The organism is Campylobacter sp. CFSAN093259 (genome assembly GCF_012889985.1).
GTDB classification, from domain to species: domain Bacteria; phylum Campylobacterota; class Campylobacteria; order Campylobacterales; family Campylobacteraceae; genus Campylobacter_D; species Campylobacter_D jejuni.
The window spans coordinates 1,223,791-1,238,398 of sequence record NZ_CP040617.1 but is presented as its reverse complement, the minus strand read 5'-3'; the positions used below and the strand labels follow the sequence as shown (position 1 = coordinate 1,238,398).

The 14,608-nt window shown below is 33.8% G+C and carries 14 protein-coding genes; 7 read left to right on the top strand and 7 right to left on the bottom strand.

Going from position 1 to position 14,608, the window contains the following annotated elements; translation table 11 throughout:
• Positions 1 to 49 precede the first annotated feature (49 nt).
• The 4 genes from FBF20_RS06475 to FBF20_RS06460 are packed head-to-tail and all read left to right on the top strand — an operon-like array spanning position 50 to position 4,143.
• Positions 50 to 1,189 carry a hydrogenase small subunit gene (locus tag FBF20_RS06475; protein WP_002853195.1) on the top strand — a complete coding sequence of 380 codons (1,140 nt, stop codon included), beginning with the start codon at positions 50 to 52 and terminating at the stop codon, positions 1,187 to 1,189.
• A gap of 2 nt (positions 1,190 to 1,191) precedes the next feature.
• On the top strand, positions 1,192 to 2,907 hold the full coding sequence (locus FBF20_RS06470; protein WP_002889784.1) for a nickel-dependent hydrogenase large subunit: 1,716 nt from the start codon (positions 1,192 to 1,194) through the stop codon (positions 2,905 to 2,907).
• A 10-nt stretch (positions 2,908 to 2,917) separates the two neighbouring features.
• Positions 2,918 to 3,610 (top strand): Ni/Fe-hydrogenase, b-type cytochrome subunit, encoded by a 693-nt coding sequence (cybH, locus tag FBF20_RS06465; RefSeq protein WP_002853164.1) that lies wholly within the window; start codon positions 2,918 to 2,920, stop codon positions 3,608 to 3,610.
• Entirely contained in the window at positions 3,607 to 4,143 is a 537-nt protein-coding gene (locus tag FBF20_RS06460; protein ID WP_002859319.1) for a HyaD/HybD family hydrogenase maturation endopeptidase, read from the top strand. Before cybH ends, FBF20_RS06460 begins: the two co-directional genes overlap by 4 nt.
• Here the strand turns inward: FBF20_RS06460 and recR are convergent.
• The 3 genes from recR to FBF20_RS06445 are packed head-to-tail and all read right to left on the bottom strand — an operon-like array spanning position 4,140 to position 6,615.
• Positions 4,140 to 4,712 carry a recombination mediator RecR gene (gene recR / locus FBF20_RS06455; RefSeq protein WP_002853214.1) on the bottom strand — a complete coding sequence of 191 codons (573 nt, stop codon included), beginning with the start codon at positions 4,710 to 4,712 and terminating at the stop codon, positions 4,140 to 4,142. The two genes, FBF20_RS06460 and recR, sit on opposite strands and share 4 nt — an antisense overlap.
• Positions 4,712 to 5,947, bottom strand: coding sequence for an ArsS family sensor histidine kinase (locus FBF20_RS06450; protein ID WP_002857920.1), 1,236 nt, complete (start codon positions 5,945 to 5,947; stop codon positions 4,712 to 4,714). Before FBF20_RS06450 ends, recR begins: the two co-directional genes overlap by 1 nt.
• Positions 5,944 to 6,615 carry a response regulator transcription factor gene (locus tag FBF20_RS06445; protein ID WP_002853168.1) on the bottom strand — a complete coding sequence of 224 codons (672 nt, stop codon included), beginning with the start codon at positions 6,613 to 6,615 and terminating at the stop codon, positions 5,944 to 5,946. Before FBF20_RS06445 ends, FBF20_RS06450 begins: the two co-directional genes overlap by 4 nt.
• Before the next feature lie 156 nt (positions 6,616 to 6,771).
• Here FBF20_RS06445 and dnaJ point away from each other — a divergent pair, with 156 nt between their 5' ends.
• The gene (gene dnaJ, locus FBF20_RS06440) at positions 6,772 to 7,893 is read left to right on the top strand and encodes a molecular chaperone DnaJ (protein WP_002853203.1); all 1,122 of its coding nucleotides are present in this window, start codon (positions 6,772 to 6,774) and stop codon (positions 7,891 to 7,893) included.
• Positions 7,894 to 8,007: 114 nt separating this feature from the next.
• On the opposite strand, the gene FBF20_RS06435 is transcribed toward dnaJ, so the two are convergent.
• Together FBF20_RS06435 and FBF20_RS06430 are read right to left on the bottom strand one after the other, a co-directional pair.
• Positions 8,008 to 9,285, bottom strand: coding sequence for a major outer membrane protein (locus tag FBF20_RS06435; RefSeq protein WP_002903905.1), 1,278 nt, complete (start codon positions 9,283 to 9,285; stop codon positions 8,008 to 8,010).
• A 251-nt stretch (positions 9,286 to 9,536) separates the two neighbouring features.
• Entirely contained in the window at positions 9,537 to 9,992 is a 456-nt protein-coding gene (locus FBF20_RS06430; protein WP_002853170.1) for a low molecular weight protein-tyrosine-phosphatase, read from the bottom strand.
• A 53-nt stretch (positions 9,993 to 10,045) separates the two neighbouring features.
• Here FBF20_RS06430 and FBF20_RS06425 point away from each other — a divergent pair, with 53 nt between their 5' ends.
• Both FBF20_RS06425 and FBF20_RS06420 read left to right on the top strand, forming a co-directional pair.
• On the top strand, positions 10,046 to 11,230 hold the full coding sequence (locus FBF20_RS06425; RefSeq protein WP_002878587.1) for an MFS transporter: 1,185 nt from the start codon (positions 10,046 to 10,048) through the stop codon (positions 11,228 to 11,230).
• A gap of 17 nt (positions 11,231 to 11,247) precedes the next feature.
• Complete coding sequence (locus tag FBF20_RS06420; RefSeq protein WP_002859315.1) at positions 11,248 to 11,910, top strand: DUF4230 domain-containing protein; 663 nt, start codon at positions 11,248 to 11,250, stop codon at positions 11,908 to 11,910.
• Positions 11,911 to 11,948: 38 nt separating this feature from the next.
• Here FBF20_RS06420 and FBF20_RS06415 read toward each other — a convergent pair whose 3' ends face one another.
• Positions 11,949 to 12,431 carry a DNA-deoxyinosine glycosylase gene (locus FBF20_RS06415; RefSeq protein WP_002859314.1) on the bottom strand — a complete coding sequence of 161 codons (483 nt, stop codon included), beginning with the start codon at positions 12,429 to 12,431 and terminating at the stop codon, positions 11,949 to 11,951.
• On the bottom strand, positions 12,428 to 14,587 hold the full coding sequence (locus FBF20_RS06410; protein ID WP_002889797.1) for a polyribonucleotide nucleotidyltransferase: 2,160 nt from the start codon (positions 14,585 to 14,587) through the stop codon (positions 12,428 to 12,430). Before FBF20_RS06410 ends, FBF20_RS06415 begins: the two co-directional genes overlap by 4 nt.
• Positions 14,588 to 14,608: the final 21 nt, after the last annotated feature.

Here is a 14,608-nt window from a genome sequence, read left to right as displayed (position 1 = left end):
TTATTTTATTATTTATAGAGAATAAATTTCATGTTATAAAGGAAATATAATGATTGATTATCATCAAATAGAGTCGCGTTTATCGGCTCTTGAAAAGCTTCCTTCTTTGAAAGACAATGATAGTATTACAAAAGCATTAGAAAAGTCAGGTTTTTCTAGAAGGGATTTTATGAAATGGGCAGGTGCTATGACTGCATTTTTGGCTTTGCCAGCGAGTTTTACTCCTATGGTGGCAAAAGCTGCTGAGCTTGCTGATAGGCTTCCTGTTGTGTGGCTTCATATGGCTGAGTGTACAGGCTGTAGCGAGAGTTTGTTAAGAAGTGATACTCCAACGATTGATAGTTTGATTTTTGATTATATTTCTTTAGAATATCACGAAACAGTGATGGCTGCAGCAGGTTGGCAAGCTGAAGAAAATTTAGAAAGTGCCATTCAAAAGCATAAAAATAAATACATTTTAATGGTTGAAGGTGGTATCCCTATGGGTGATACAGAGCATTTTTTAACCATAGGTGCACATGGAAAAACAGGCTATGAGCTTTCAAAAATGGCAAGTGAAAATGCTTTGGCGATTTTTGCTATAGGAACCTGTTCTAGCTTTGGAGGAATTCAAGCCGCAAGACCAAATCCTAGCAACGCGCAGCCTTTAAGCAAAGTAACAAGCAAAACTGTGATCAATGTTCCAGGCTGTCCTCCAAGTGAAAAAAATATAGTGGGTAATGTACTTCATTATTTATTATTTGGTGAGTTACCAGCACTTGATGTGTATAATAGACCAAAATGGGCTTATGGTTTAAGAATTCATGATCTTTGTGAAAGACGCGGACATTTTGATGCGGGTGAATTTGTACATGCTTTTGGGGATGAAGGAGCAAAACAAGGTTTTTGTCTTTATAAAGTAGGTTGTAAAGGACCTTATACTTTTAATAACTGCTCAAGAGAGAGATTTAACCAGCACACTTCTTGGCCTATTCAAGCAGGGCATGGTTGTATAGGTTGTTCTGAGCCTAATTTTTGGGATACTATGGGACCTTTTGAAGAGCCTATGGCTAGTCGTAAATTTGATACCGTTTTTGGTTTGGGTGCGGATAGTGTTTCAGATAAAATCGGTATAGGTGTGCTTACACTCACAGGCGTTGCTATAGCAGCACACGCAGTTATATCTTCCATGCAAAAAGATAAGGAATAAAAATGAGTCAAAAAATAATCGTAGATCCTATTACAAGAATTGAAGGGCATTTAAGAGTTGAAGTTGTTGTTGATGATAACAATGTGGTAAAAGAAGCTTATGCGGGCTCTACTTTGTGGCGTGGTATTGAAACCATAGTAAAAGGGCGTGATCCAAGAGATGCGGGTTTTATGACGCAAAGAATTTGCGGAGTTTGTACTTTTTCACATTATAAAGCAGGTATAGTTGCTGTTGAAAATGCTTTAGGTATTACTCCGCCTTTAAATGCGCTTTTAACAAGAACTTTAATGAATGCGGCTTTATTTTTACACGATCATATTGTGCATTTTTATCAACTTCATGGGCTTGATTGGGCTGATGTGGTAAGTGCTTTAAGTGCTGATGTTAAAAAAGCAAGCGATGAAGCTTTTAAATACACTTCAAATCCTTATGCAACAGGTGTGGATAAACTTCTTGAAGTGCAACAAAGACTTAAAACTTTTGTAGATAAAGGAAATTTAGGACCTTTTGCTAATGCGTATTATGGTCATCCAACTTATCGTTTAAGTCCTGAGCAAAATTTAATCGTTCTTTCTCACTATCTAGAATGTTTAAGAATTCAAAGAATCATTGCTCAATGTATGGCGATTTTTGGAGCTAAAAATCCACATCCACAAAGCTTAACCGTTGGTGGTGTAACTTGCGTTATGGATTTACTCGATCCTGCAAGAATGGGTGAATATATGGTTAAATTCCAAGAAGTGCAAGACTTTGTTAATCGTGCGTATTATCCTGATCTTGTGATGGCAGGAAAAGCTTATGCACATGAAGCAAGTGTTTTAAATGATATAGGGGTAAATAATCTTTATACCTTTAAAGAATTCCAAATCGGAAGAGATGAATGGCTTTTTGAAAGTGGTATTATCAAAAATGGAGATTTAAGCAAGGTTTATGAAGTAGAAGAAGATAAGATTACTGAAGAGGCAACTCATTCTTGGTATGCAGACAATGAACCTTTACATCCTTATGATGGCAAAACAAATCCAAATTATACAGGACTTGTAGATGGAGAAAGCGTAGATCATCATGGAAATAATGTCCATTCTAAAGTGTTTGATACTAAGGGTAAATATAGCTGGATTAAAGCTCCACGCTATGAAGGAAATCCTATGCAAGTAGGACCTTTAGCAAATGTCGTTGTAAATTATGCTAAAGGTAATCAAAATGTTGTTCCTGTGGTAGATGAGTTCTTAAAAGAAACAGGACTTCCTTTAAATGCTGTATTTAGCACACTTGGAAGAACAGCTGCTCGTTGTATTGAAGCAAAAATCGTTGCAAATAATGCTTTAAAAGCGTTTAATAATTTAGTTGAAAATTTAAAAGTAGACCAGAGTACTTGTGCTCCTTATGTGATCGATAATTCTAAAGAATACAAAGGACGCTATATGGGGCATGTGCCACGCGGAACATTAAGCCATTGGTGTAGAATTAAAAATGGTGTTATTGAAAATTGGCAAGCTGTGGTGCCTTCTACTTGGAATGCAAGTCCAAAAGACGCAAATGGCGTAGGTGGAAGTTATGAGCAATGTTTGATAGGACTTAAAATCGCTGATGTAAAACAACCACTTGAAATCATTAGAAAAATTCACTCTTATGATCCTTGTATTGCTTGTGCGGTGCATGTAATGGATACTAAGGGCAATAATCTAAGTGAATATAAAGTGAATGTCAATTTATAAGGAGGCTTTCATGCAAAACAAAGAAGAAAAATTGCAAAGAAAAGCTGAATATGAATTTAGCATAGGTTTGCGTTTAACGCACTGGGTAAGAGCTATTGCTATAGTGATTCTTATTGGCACAGGGTATTATCTTTCCTATGTGTTCCAAAGCCCTATTAGTAACGGTGAACCCGTAAATTTTATGCAAGCAAAATACCGCTTAGTACATCAAGCGGTGGGTTTTGTTTTAATCGCTTGTATTATTTTTAAAGTATATTTGTTTTTCTGCGATAAGGTAAGCGCAAAAGAACGCAGAAGTGTATGGGATATTTTTAATATCAAATTATGGATAGAACAAGTAAAATTTTACATTTTCTTAGGAAAACATCCGCATTTAAAAGGGGTTTATAATCCTTTGCAATTTGTAACTTATTTTTTCTTTTATCTTGTGATATTAGGTATCATTCTTACAGGGCTTATTCTTTATACTCATACTTACCATGAGGGCTTAGGTGGGCTTTTATATCATATTTTAAGACCGCTTGAAGCTGCAATGGGCGGTTTGGCCGATGTAAGAACTTATCATAGAATTTTGATGTGGGTAATTATGATTTTTGTGCCAGTACATATTTACATGGCGATTTTTAACGCAGTAAAAGGTAAAGATGGTGCTATGGATGCTATTATTAGCGGATATAAATTTGTAAAAGAAGAACAGCATTGAAATTCTTAGTCCTTGGAATAGGTAATATCATGTTTGCGGATGAAGGCTTAGGCGTTCATCTTTGCAAACAACTTGAAAAAAACTACAAATTCACTCATTCTGAATTTACTTTAGATTTTGTTGATGGTGGAACTTTGGCTTTGCAGCTTAGCTATATCATCGCTCGATACGATAGACTTATCGTTTTAGACTGTATAGAAGCGCAAGGTGCGAGTATAGGAGATGTATTTTTCTTTCCTTATGATGCTATGCCTAATAAAATTAGCTGGAGTGGAAGTGCCCATGAAATAGAAATGCTTCAAACCTTACAATACATGGAACTTGCAGGAGATTTGCCTAAAACACACATCTTAGCTTGTGTGCCAAAGCGTATTGAAGCGATGAGTTTTAAGCTTTCAGATGAGCTTATACAAGGAGCTAAAATCATGGAAAAAACTTTACTTGATTTTTTAAGCAAGGAAGGTTTTGCTTATGAAAAGATTGCGGATTTTTCTTTGCAAGAATTAGCCGATATTTCTTATAAAAATTACTAAATTTTTGTTCTAAAATTCATAGCTTTATTTAAAGAGATTAAATCCACATTTTCTAAATTTACACCACTTGGAATTCCTTGAGCGATTTTACTAAAAGTTAGGTTTAAGCCTTTAAATTTATCCTCTATAAAAAAGATGGTTGCATCAGAATTAATGCTATGTGTCAATGCAAAAATGAGCTCAGAGATATTTAGCTTAAGTATGATTTGCTTTAGTTTTTCAAGTTTTTCTTCATTTAACTCATCTAAAACAAAATATAGCCCATTGTAACTTTGACTCTCTTCGAGTGTTAGTATATCTTTTGGGCTTTCAACTATACATAAAATGTTTTTATTTCTTTCTTTATCGCTACAAATTTCGCAAAGCTCATTTTCGCTTAAAGCACCGCATTGCTCACAAGGTTTTATAAAGCGGATAGCATTTTCTATATTGTGTGCGAGTTTCATACCATCGATTTGATTATTTATGCAAAGGTGATAAGCAAGCCTTATGGCGGTTTTTTTTCCTATGGTAGGTAAATTTGCAAAACTTTCAACAAGTTCATTGAATTTTTCCAGGCCTTTTACCATTATTTTTCTTTATCTCCAAAGAAAATTTTAAAGCAATGCTTTCCATCATCATAAAAATAAATCAAATCAAAATTATGCAGTTTACATACCTCTGAAACTATATAAAGTCCTAGTCCCATACCTTTGACTTGATTGTGTTTTTCTCTTGTAAAAGCTTCAAGATAATGCTCTATAGGCTCTGCTAAAGGTTTGCCTGGATTTTTAATGGTAAAACATTCTTTACAACAAAAAAGCTCACAAGTGCCATTGTTTGAGTATTTTAAGGCATTATCGATAAGATTTTTTAAAATTACAGAGAAAATTTCCATATCAACATTGATTAAAGCGTCATATCTTATATCGACTTTTACAACTTTATTAAAATCATCTATCATAAGGTGTTCTTTAGCTTCTTCAAGTATAGTGCTAAAACGACTAGGTTTAAAGTGTAAGTTGTAGTTTTTTGAAAATAAATTTTCGATTTTGGCAAATTCATTGATCAAAGAATCCATGCGTAAAAATATAGCGATAAGTCTTTCTTTTTGTCTGTCTTCTTTGATCATTTCAGAAATGATTCTCCCTTTTCCTATAGGGGTTTTTAACTCATGCATGATTGTTCTTAGGAAAAGTTGTCTTGATTGAATTAATTCTTGGTTTTTCTTGAAAGCTTTTTGAAATTCAAAGGCGATCTTGCCTACTTCATCTTCTTGATAGTCTAGAAAATCAGGTTGTTCCCCATTTGCAACTTCGGCAACTTGTCTTCTTAATTTTTTTAAAGGTTCTAAGGATTTTAATACAGAAAAATACATAAAAACAACCAACAAAGAAAAAGAGAAAAATCCTATCAATAAAAGATTATAAACCCTATCACTAGTATTTTCTTCATACAAGCCATCAAAATCTTTACATTGAACATCAAAATAAAGATTGCTATGATATTTTAAAGAAGAAAGAGTACAAAGCTCTCCGCCTGCTTTAAAAAGTGATTGTCCATTATTTCTTATAGCTTTTACAAGATTGGGATTTTGTATAGCGTTAAAACCGCTGTTTCCAAGATAAGCTCCTATTTCAACACCTGAAGTGTTTTCATAGGAGATGAGTAAATTTTTTATAAGATTTTCTTGTTTTAAACTTTCTTCTTCATTATAGGTATTCCCTTCTATTTTTAAAAGAACGATAAAAAGCACACAAACCAAGAAAAAAGTAACAACAAATAAAATAATCAGTTTGGTATGAATAGAATAATTTTTTGTCATCCTATCAGTTTATATCCTATACCTCTAACAGAAAAAATATGTTTTGGAGATTTTGAACTATCTCCTATTTTTACCCTTAAGCGACCGATGATAACATCAAGGCTTTTAGAATCTTTATCTTTTAGATTTTTACAGCGACTTACAAGCTGTTCTCTTGAAACACTATATCCGTGTTGTTGGATAAGGTATTCTAAAATTTCAAATTCAGCAGGAGTAAGTGTTAAAACCTTATCTTCATAGGTGATCTCATGTCTTCTTTCATCAATTTTGAAAGCAGAGTTAATATTTTCATTATTAGTGTGTTCAACTCTTTTTGTGCGACGAATAAGACTCATAATCCTTGCATACATTTCTTTTGGATCGTAAGGCTTTGGTAGATAATCATCAGCACCGATTTGAAGCCCCACAACTTTATCGCTTAAGTCACCTCTAGCCGATGAGATGATAATAGGAATATTGCTTTTTTGTCGGATTTCTCTACAAACTTCAAGACCATCAATTCCAGGTAAAGTTAAATCTAAAATCAGACAATCATAGCCTTGAATACCCACATTTAAAGCACTTTTAGGATTTTCAAAATTTGTGATTTTAATATTAAATTGCGCTAAATATTCAGATAATAATTGTGCAAAGTCAGGATCATCTTCTATCATCAACACATTAATCATTCTAGTGTCCTTGTAAATTTTTATGTAGTCTTTAAAATCTTTACATAATTTTATTTAAAATTTGATAAATTATTGATTTTATTTTTGCTAAAATTATATTTTTGAATTTTTAAAATTAAAATTCTAGTAAAATTTTAAATTTTTTAAAGGAATAATGTGGAAATAAGTTATTATGAAATTCTTGAAATCACGCAAAATGCTGATAAAGAAACCATAAAAAAAGCCTATAGAAAAATGGCTTTAAAATATCATCCTGATAGAAACCAAGGTGATAAAGAAGCAGAAGATAAATTCAAGCTTGTTAATGAAGCCTATGAAGTTTTAAGCAATGATGAAAAGCGAGCTATTTATGATAGATACGGAAAAGATGCTTTAAAAGGCGGTGGATTTGGTTCTAGTAGCTCAGGTTTTGGTGGTTTTGAGGATTTAGGAGATATATTTTCTAGTTTTTTTGGAGAAGGCTTTGGCTCATCGCGTCGTAGAAAAAGTTCAAATGATGAGAAAATCCCTTCAGATTTTATCGTTAATTTAAAATTAAGTTTTAAAGAAGCGGTTTTTGGTTGTAAGAAAAATATAGACTTTACTTATAAATGCTCTTGTAAAACTTGTAATGGAACAGGGGCTAAAGATGGAAAGCTTCAAACTTGTCCAAAGTGTCAAGGTAGAGGACAGGTTGGGGTTTCTCAAGGTTTTATCACTTTTGCACAAACTTGCCCTGATTGTCAAGGAATTGGAGAAAAAGCTAGTGAAAAATGTAGTGATTGTAAAGGTTTGGGTTATAATGAAAGCAAAGATAGTGTCGAGCTTAATATCCCAGAAGGTGTAGATACAGGTATGAAGCTTCGTGTCAATGCTAAAGGTAATATCTTAAAAAATGGTACTAGAGGGGATATGTATGTTAAGATCATCGCCGCTGAAGATGATACTTTTATCAGAGATGATGATGATATATATATAGAATTTCCAGTGTTTTTTACTCAAGCTATCTTAGGAGAGAGTATAAAAGTACCCACCATACGCGGTGAAGCGACCTTAAATTTACCAAAGGGTGCTAAAGATGGACAAAGATTTGTTCTTGAAAAAGAAGGGGTAAAAGATGTTCATAGTTCTCGCATGGGAAATCAAATCGTTCAAATTTCTATCAAATTCCCAACTTCTTTAAACGATGAACAAAAAGAACTTTTAGAAAAACTAAGTGAAAGTTTTGGCATCAAAGATGGTATGCATCAAGAGCAAAAAGGGCTTTTTGAAAAAATCACTAATTGGTTTAAGTCTTAATTTTCCTAAAGCGTTTTAGCTTGGGAAAATTTTTTATATAAATTTAAGTTTTAAAAATCAGGCATAAAAAAAGGCGGAGCAAAACCCCGCCTTGAAGTTAGACTTGAAAGCTTCTTAGAATTTGTAAAGAGCTTGAAGTCTTACAGTGCTATGATCAGCACTTTCATTAGTGTTTACACCTTGATCTAGGTTCACATAAGAATAGAATGCTGAGAAGTTAAGTTTTGGAGAGTATTTGTAATCTACTCTTGCAACAGCTTCAAGTTTTTTACCACCACCTAAATGATTAGCAGCTTCTGTTTTTGTTCCACCATATACGAAGTCAGCACCAACGCGAACTGTTTCGTTGAAAGTATATCCACCAGTTACATAACCGAAGATATTTCTACCAGTATCACCATTTAGTCTTGAACCAGTAGTATAGAAAATTTCCTCACCTGCAAGTAAAGAACCAAGATTACCTTGATCTTCGATTACAACTGTAGAAGCTTTTTCTTTATCACCGTAGTATAAACCACCAAGGCTAGCATCCCAACCATTTACTTCAATGCTACCTTTTAAAGCAAATAAATTGCCATTAGCGTGTGTTGTATCATCAAGTTCGCTATCAAGGCTATTTCCTAAGTAAGCACCTTCAAGTGTCCAGTTGATTCCATCAAAGATAGTTGTACTATAAGCTGCATCTACAGCATAGAAGAATGCTACTTGATCCCAGTAAGCTAACCATAATTGTGGGTTGAATTGTCCGCCAGCAAGATCATAAGAACCTACAGCAGCAGCACCGTAAAGATTTCCTACTGAATCTACTTTAAAAGGAGCTTGATTTGGTGTTGCTGTTGAAGTATTACTATGTCCTAATAAATCTGCACCTTGCTCTGCAGCCATGAAGCTATCTACGGCAAAAGCAGCTAGAGTTAAACCATCGATGCTATTATTTACTACTTTAACACCTGTTCCAACTAAACCATCAATAGCGTTATCCGTCCAGATAAGGTTTAATTGTTGTTTACCAGCGATTACACTTGTAGCAACATCTTCATTTGTATAAGTTAAGTATAATTGACGAACAAAAAGTCCTTTTTCGGCATTTGTTACGTTATCAACACCAGTGCCACCATCAACAGCGTTGTAGTCAAACTGAATGAAAGCTTTGAAGTTATCAGCTATAGCAGCACCGAAGTTAACTTGTGCTCTATATTTGTGATCTTGTTTGTTGTTGTTTAAATTTGAGTTGTTAACGAAATTTTTATCAAAATTACCTGTATCGTATCTGTATCTTAATACACCTGATACATCAACATCTTTGATCGCTTCTTCAAGTGGAGTAGCGTTAGCTGCTGAAAAAGCACCTGCAGCAAGAGCTGCAACTAAACTAAGTTTAACTAGTTTCATGAGAATTCTCCTTGTCAAAAATTAATAAAACATTGTAATTGTAGCACATAAATTTGGAGTTTTTTCTTAAGAAGCGCTTAAAATAGTAAAAATTTTAAATCCGAAGGATAAAAACATCTAAAGAAAAGCCTAGCTAAAGGGATTTAAGCTAGGCGTGTAATTTTAAGGAGTTTTTCTTATGAATGTTTTTCGGTTCGTTTAGAAGTATAAGCCTAAAAAGTAAACGAGAAGTAATATATAGTTGTTTTAAATTATTTTGATAAAAAAACAAGTAAATTTTTACAAGCTAGGGATAAAATTTTATAAGTTTCATCAAAATTCCCGCTATACCAAGGATCAGGGACTTCATCGTAGTTTAGACTAGGACTAAAATCAGTGATTTTTAAAACTTTGTTTTGGGTGTTGGTGAAGTTTTTTAAAACATTTTTGAAGTTAGAATTGTCCATGGTGATTAAAAAATCGCTTTCATCGCAAAGCTTTTGAGTGAGTTTTTTGCTTGTGAAGTTTTTGTGTTCTATGTTAAGTTGAGCAAGTTTGTTTTTGGTGCCATAGTGCATACCTTCTCCATCGTGTTCTCCTGAAGTTCCAGCACTGCTTATAAAAAATTCTTTTTCTAAATTTGCTTTTTTGACAAGATCTTTCATGATAAATTCTGCCATAGGCGAACGGCATATATTGCCTAAGCATATAAAGAGTATTTTTTTCATTTTTATCCTTGAGTTTTAATTAAAAATTATAAAAAATATCATACAATAAATCCATGGAAAATTTCAATAGAACTTTGCTTGTGTGTTGGTTTGGTGTTTTTACCACAAGTATGGGGCTTAGTCAAATCGCTCCGATTTTGCCTTTTTATATCAAAGAACTAGGACATGTTGATACGAGTGAAATAGCGTTTTACTCAGGGCTTGCTTTTGGGATCACTCCACTTTTTATGGCTGTTTTTTCACCTTTGTGGGCTTTTTTGGGTGCAAAGTATGGTTATAAAAATATGCTTCTTCGTGCAAGTTTTGGGATGTCGGTTTTAACCTTATGGCTTAGCTTTGCTCATAGTGCTTTAGAAGTAGTTTTTGTGCGGGGTTTAACAGGGATAATTTCAGGTTTTACTTCTGCTGCTGTTGTGTTTATCGCTGTGATAGCACCTAAAGAAAAAGTGGCTTATGCTTTAGGAACTCTTTCTACGGCTTCTATAAGTGGAAGTTTGCTTGGGCCTTTGTTTGGTGGCTTTGTGGCTGAATTTTTTAGTATTAGTACGGTTTTTGATATGGTGGCTTTTTTGATCGCTTGTTCTTTTGTGACGATTTATTTTTTCATCCATGAGAGAAAAATTCAAAAAGAGGCGAAGAAAAATACTCAAAAAGTGAAAGAAAACAAAACCCTTATTATCGTTCTTTTTATCACTACTTTTGTGATACAATTTGGTACTTTTGGAGTGATGCCGATTTTAAGTATCTATGTTGAGCAAATTCATCAAGGTGGAAATTTGGCTCTTTGGGCGGGTATAGTAGTGGCTGCAAGTGGGATTAGCAATCTTTTTTTCGCACCAAAACTTGGAAAAATCGCCGATAAGATAGGGCCTAGTAAGATTATTTTTGGAGCTTTGATATTTTGTGGAATTTGCTTTTATTTGCAGGCTGTAGTAAGTAATGTTTATACGCTTATTTTCGTGCGTTTACTTATAGGTGTAGGACTTGGAGGGCTTTTGCCTTGTGTGAATGCCTTGCTTAAAAAAAGTGTGAGTGCTAAAAATTTAAGTGTGATTTTTGGTTTTAATCAAACTTGTCAATTTTTGGGAAATTTTTGTGGAGCTTTTGGCGGAGGGATTATGGCTTCACATTTTAGCGTGGAATTTGTTTTTACTTTTGTGTGTTTGATTTTTATCATTAATGCTTTTATTTTCTTAGCGTTTGAGAAAAAATATATCTTTTCAAATCAAGGTTTATAAATTTAGAAAGGTTTAAAATGGAAATGATTTTATTTGTTTTAGTGATGATTTTACTTGTACTTTTGTTTGTAGTGCTTTTTAGGCAGTATAAAAGCCCTAAAATAGAAGAAAAAAGCACGCAAAGTTTTAGCGATATCATGCAGCTTAAATCCATAGGAGAATTAAGTGTTTTTCAAGTTTTTAGTAAAGAGATTGTTACTAAAAAAGATAGCGCTTTTAATGGAATTTGGAAAAATCTTTTAGGATGGTCTTTGAGTGAAAGACAGATTGCTTTGATTTTTGAATTTGAGATCACTTTCTTGTATGATTTAAGGGATAAAAACTTTGATATTTTGCCTTTAGGGGACGATGCTTATAAGATCATCATGCCAGAGTGTAGATACAAACACAGCATCATAGATATGAAATTTTATGATGAAAAAAATGCTAAATTTTTACCTTTTTTACTGCCTGATTCTATCAATAGTACGGGGATTAGTTTTAGCGAAAGTGATAAAAACAAACTCATAAAAGAAGCCAAAGATGAGGTTAAAGACTTGTCTTTAAATCTTATCCAAAATTTAGAAAGCAAAATTCATAAAAGTGCTAAGGATACTTTAGAAGCTATTGCTAAAGGTTTTGGAGCTAAGAGAGTGGAATTTGAATTCAAGGATAACACGCAAAAGCTAGATATTAACTAGCTTTTTTCTTGTTTTACTTGGGGGTAATGCTTAGTTTGTTATTTTGTAAATTTTTTGATTATTTCATAGTTTTGTAAAAGCTGTTCAAAAGAAAAATTTAAATTTGCAGGAGAAGTTGAGGGTAGGGCTATGGCTTTTAAGCGAGGGTGGAATTTAATAAAAAATTTATAAGCACTTTGTCCAGTAGTAAAAATGGCTTGGATTTTGGTTTGAGAAAGGATCGGGCTTAAATCATTGGCTTTTGCATAACTTATAGTTTTATCATCTGAATTTTTTATCTTGCAACTTTGAAGTACATCCCAAAGAGCGATATGTTTTTTTCTTAAAAAGGCTTGTTGTTCTGTGATATTTTCTAATCTTACATCAAAAAGTGTTTCTAGTATAGGCCAAAAACGATTTCTTGGGTGTTGATAATAAAAGCCATCTTGTCTTGATTTTACCGAAGGAAAAGATCCTAAAATTAAGATTTTAGAATCTTTGTCAAAAAAAGGCTCAAAAGGATGAGTTAGAAATTCACTCACTCACACAAATCCACAGAAATTTTTCCGTTTTTAATTTCGCTGATTTTAACTTTTAAGCTTTGGTTTTCGCTTAAATTAAGATGCTTGCTTTTTGAACTATGCAATAAACCATCAACACCATTTTTAAGTTCCACAAAGGCTCCAAAAGGAGCGATTTTTTTAACAATACCTTGAAATTCTTGCCCAAGTTCAAAGCCTGATATATCTTTGTCTTTAGAGCCTTTTTTAGTTCCTTTTTGAGAGCTTGTGATGTTTATGATGTAGTCTTTTGCGGCTTTGATTTGTTCGTTTTGACTACCTGCTATTTTTACTTCACCTTTTTCGCGATCTAAGTCTATAGAAACGCCAAATTTTTCTACGATTTCTTTGATGGTTTTTCCGGCTTGTCCTATGATATCAACGATTTTTGAAGGATCAACGCTAAAAAGCTCAAGTTTAGGTAAAACTTCTTCATTGACTATGATTTCTTTGGCGGCTTCTTCCATGATATTTAGAATGTGAATTCTTCCTTCTTTGGCTTGGTATAAAGCTTGTTTTAGTATTTCTTGATCGATTCCACCTAGTTTTATATCCATTTGAAGAGCCGTAATGCCGTCTTTGCTTCCTGCTACTTTAAAGTCCATATCCCCATCATGATCTTCAAGTCCCATGATATCTGTTAAAACAGCATACTTGTTATCTTCAAAGATAAGCCCCATGGCTACTCCTGCAACAAGTTTTAAGCTTGGCACTCCTGCTGCTTTTAAGGCTAAAGATCCGCCGCAAACCGTTGCCATAGAACTTGAGCCATTGCTTTCTAAAATTTCACTGACTAAGCGGATTACATAAGGATAGTTTTCATCCACACTTGGATAAAGTGCTCTTTTGGCTAAATTTCCATGTCCTAGTTCTCTTCTTCCTGGAGCTTTGATAGGACTTGCTTCGCCTACTGAAAAACCTGGAAAATTATAATTTACCATAAAGCGTTCGCTTATAGGATTTTTTTCTGTAAGCAAGTCTATCATTTGAGCATCGTTTTCTCCGCCTAAGGTTGCAACCACTAGGGCTTGAGTTTGTCCACGAGTGAAAAGACAAGAACCATGAGCGTTTGGTAAGATGTTGGTTTCTATATTAATAGGACGCACTTCGTTTAAACTTCTACCATCAGCTCTTTTGCCTTCATTTAAAATTTGCTCACGAATAAGTTTGCGTTTGACTTTAGCTAAGGTATTTAAGACACTTTCTTCGCTCCACTCTTTAGCGATTTCAAGATTTGAAATTTCTTTAGCGATTTTATTTAGTTCGCTTGCTCTTTCGCTTTTTGCCATTTGGTTGATGGCTTCTTTGATTTGTTTTTGGAAATTATTTTCTATAAAAGCTAAAATTTCAGGATATTCAATCTCATTTTTTAGTTCGATTTGAGAATTTTTTTCGTGTTTGCTAAAGGCTTCTTCATAAGCATTTGAACCATTTAATATAGCTTTTTGAGCTAAATTTAGAGCTTCTAAAATTTCATCTTCGCTAAGTTCATTCATATTTTGTGAAGTGGTTTGAGTTAAAACATCAGCATAAGGAGCTTCGATAAAGATTTCATTTTCTTTTTGATCAGGTAAGGCTCTCATTTCTATCATCAAAAGCTCATCTTTTACACCTGCTACATAGAGATCTAGGGTGCTATTTTGAAGCTCTTCATTGTTTGGATTGAGTATGAAATTTCCATCTATCTTTCCTATACGCACACCACATACTGGAGCTTTCATAGGTATATCACTAAGATAAAGTGCCACGCTTGCGGCATTTAAGCTCATTACTTGCAAATCTACTTTAGGATCAGCTGAGAGAACCATCACAACGATTTGAGTCGGATAAGCATAGCCTTTTGGAAAAAGAGGGCGTAAGCTTCTATCAATAATGCGTGCTGTTAAGGTTTCTGCATCGCTTGGCTTGGTTTCTCTTTTGACATAACCACCAGGGATTTTTCCTGCGGCATAAGCTTTTTCGATGTATTGGACGGTTAGAGGTAAAAAATCTTCTTCAACTTGTTTTTCTTCTCTTGCAACTGTAGCTAGAACAACGCTTTTGCCTTGTCTCATTAAAACAGCACCGGCAGCTTGTTTGGCGACTTTGTCTATATTAAATATTTCTGTATTTTTGTTAATTTCTATGCTGTATTGCATTATTTTTCCTTTTTTACCAGA

Coding starts and splice junctions, on each gene's coding strand:
- FBF20_RS06475 (WP_002853195.1), top strand. CDS start 50: ATGATTGATTATCATCAAATAGAGTCGCGTTTATCGGCTCTTGAAAAG.
- FBF20_RS06470 (WP_002889784.1), top strand. CDS start 1,192: ATGAGTCAAAAAATAATCGTAGATCCTATTACAAGAATTGAAGGGCAT.
- cybH (WP_002853164.1), top strand. CDS start 2,918: ATGCAAAACAAAGAAGAAAAATTGCAAAGAAAAGCTGAATATGAATTT.
- recR (WP_002853214.1), bottom strand. CDS start 4,712: ATGGTAAAAGGCCTGGAAAAATTCAATGAACTTGTTGAAAGTTTTGCA.
- FBF20_RS06450 (WP_002857920.1), bottom strand. CDS start 5,947: ATGACAAAAAATTATTCTATTCATACCAAACTGATTATTTTATTTGTT.
- FBF20_RS06445 (WP_002853168.1), bottom strand. CDS start 6,615: ATGATTAATGTGTTGATGATAGAAGATGATCCTGACTTTGCACAATTA.
- FBF20_RS06435 (WP_002903905.1), bottom strand. CDS start 9,285: ATGAAACTAGTTAAACTTAGTTTAGTTGCAGCTCTTGCTGCAGGTGCT.
- FBF20_RS06430 (WP_002853170.1), bottom strand. CDS start 9,992: ATGAAAAAAATACTCTTTATATGCTTAGGCAATATATGCCGTTCGCCT.
- FBF20_RS06425 (WP_002878587.1), top strand. CDS start 10,046: ATGGAAAATTTCAATAGAACTTTGCTTGTGTGTTGGTTTGGTGTTTTT.
- FBF20_RS06420 (WP_002859315.1), top strand. CDS start 11,248: ATGGAAATGATTTTATTTGTTTTAGTGATGATTTTACTTGTACTTTTG.
- FBF20_RS06410 (WP_002889797.1), bottom strand. CDS start 14,587: ATGCAATACAGCATAGAAATTAACAAAAATACAGAAATATTTAATATA.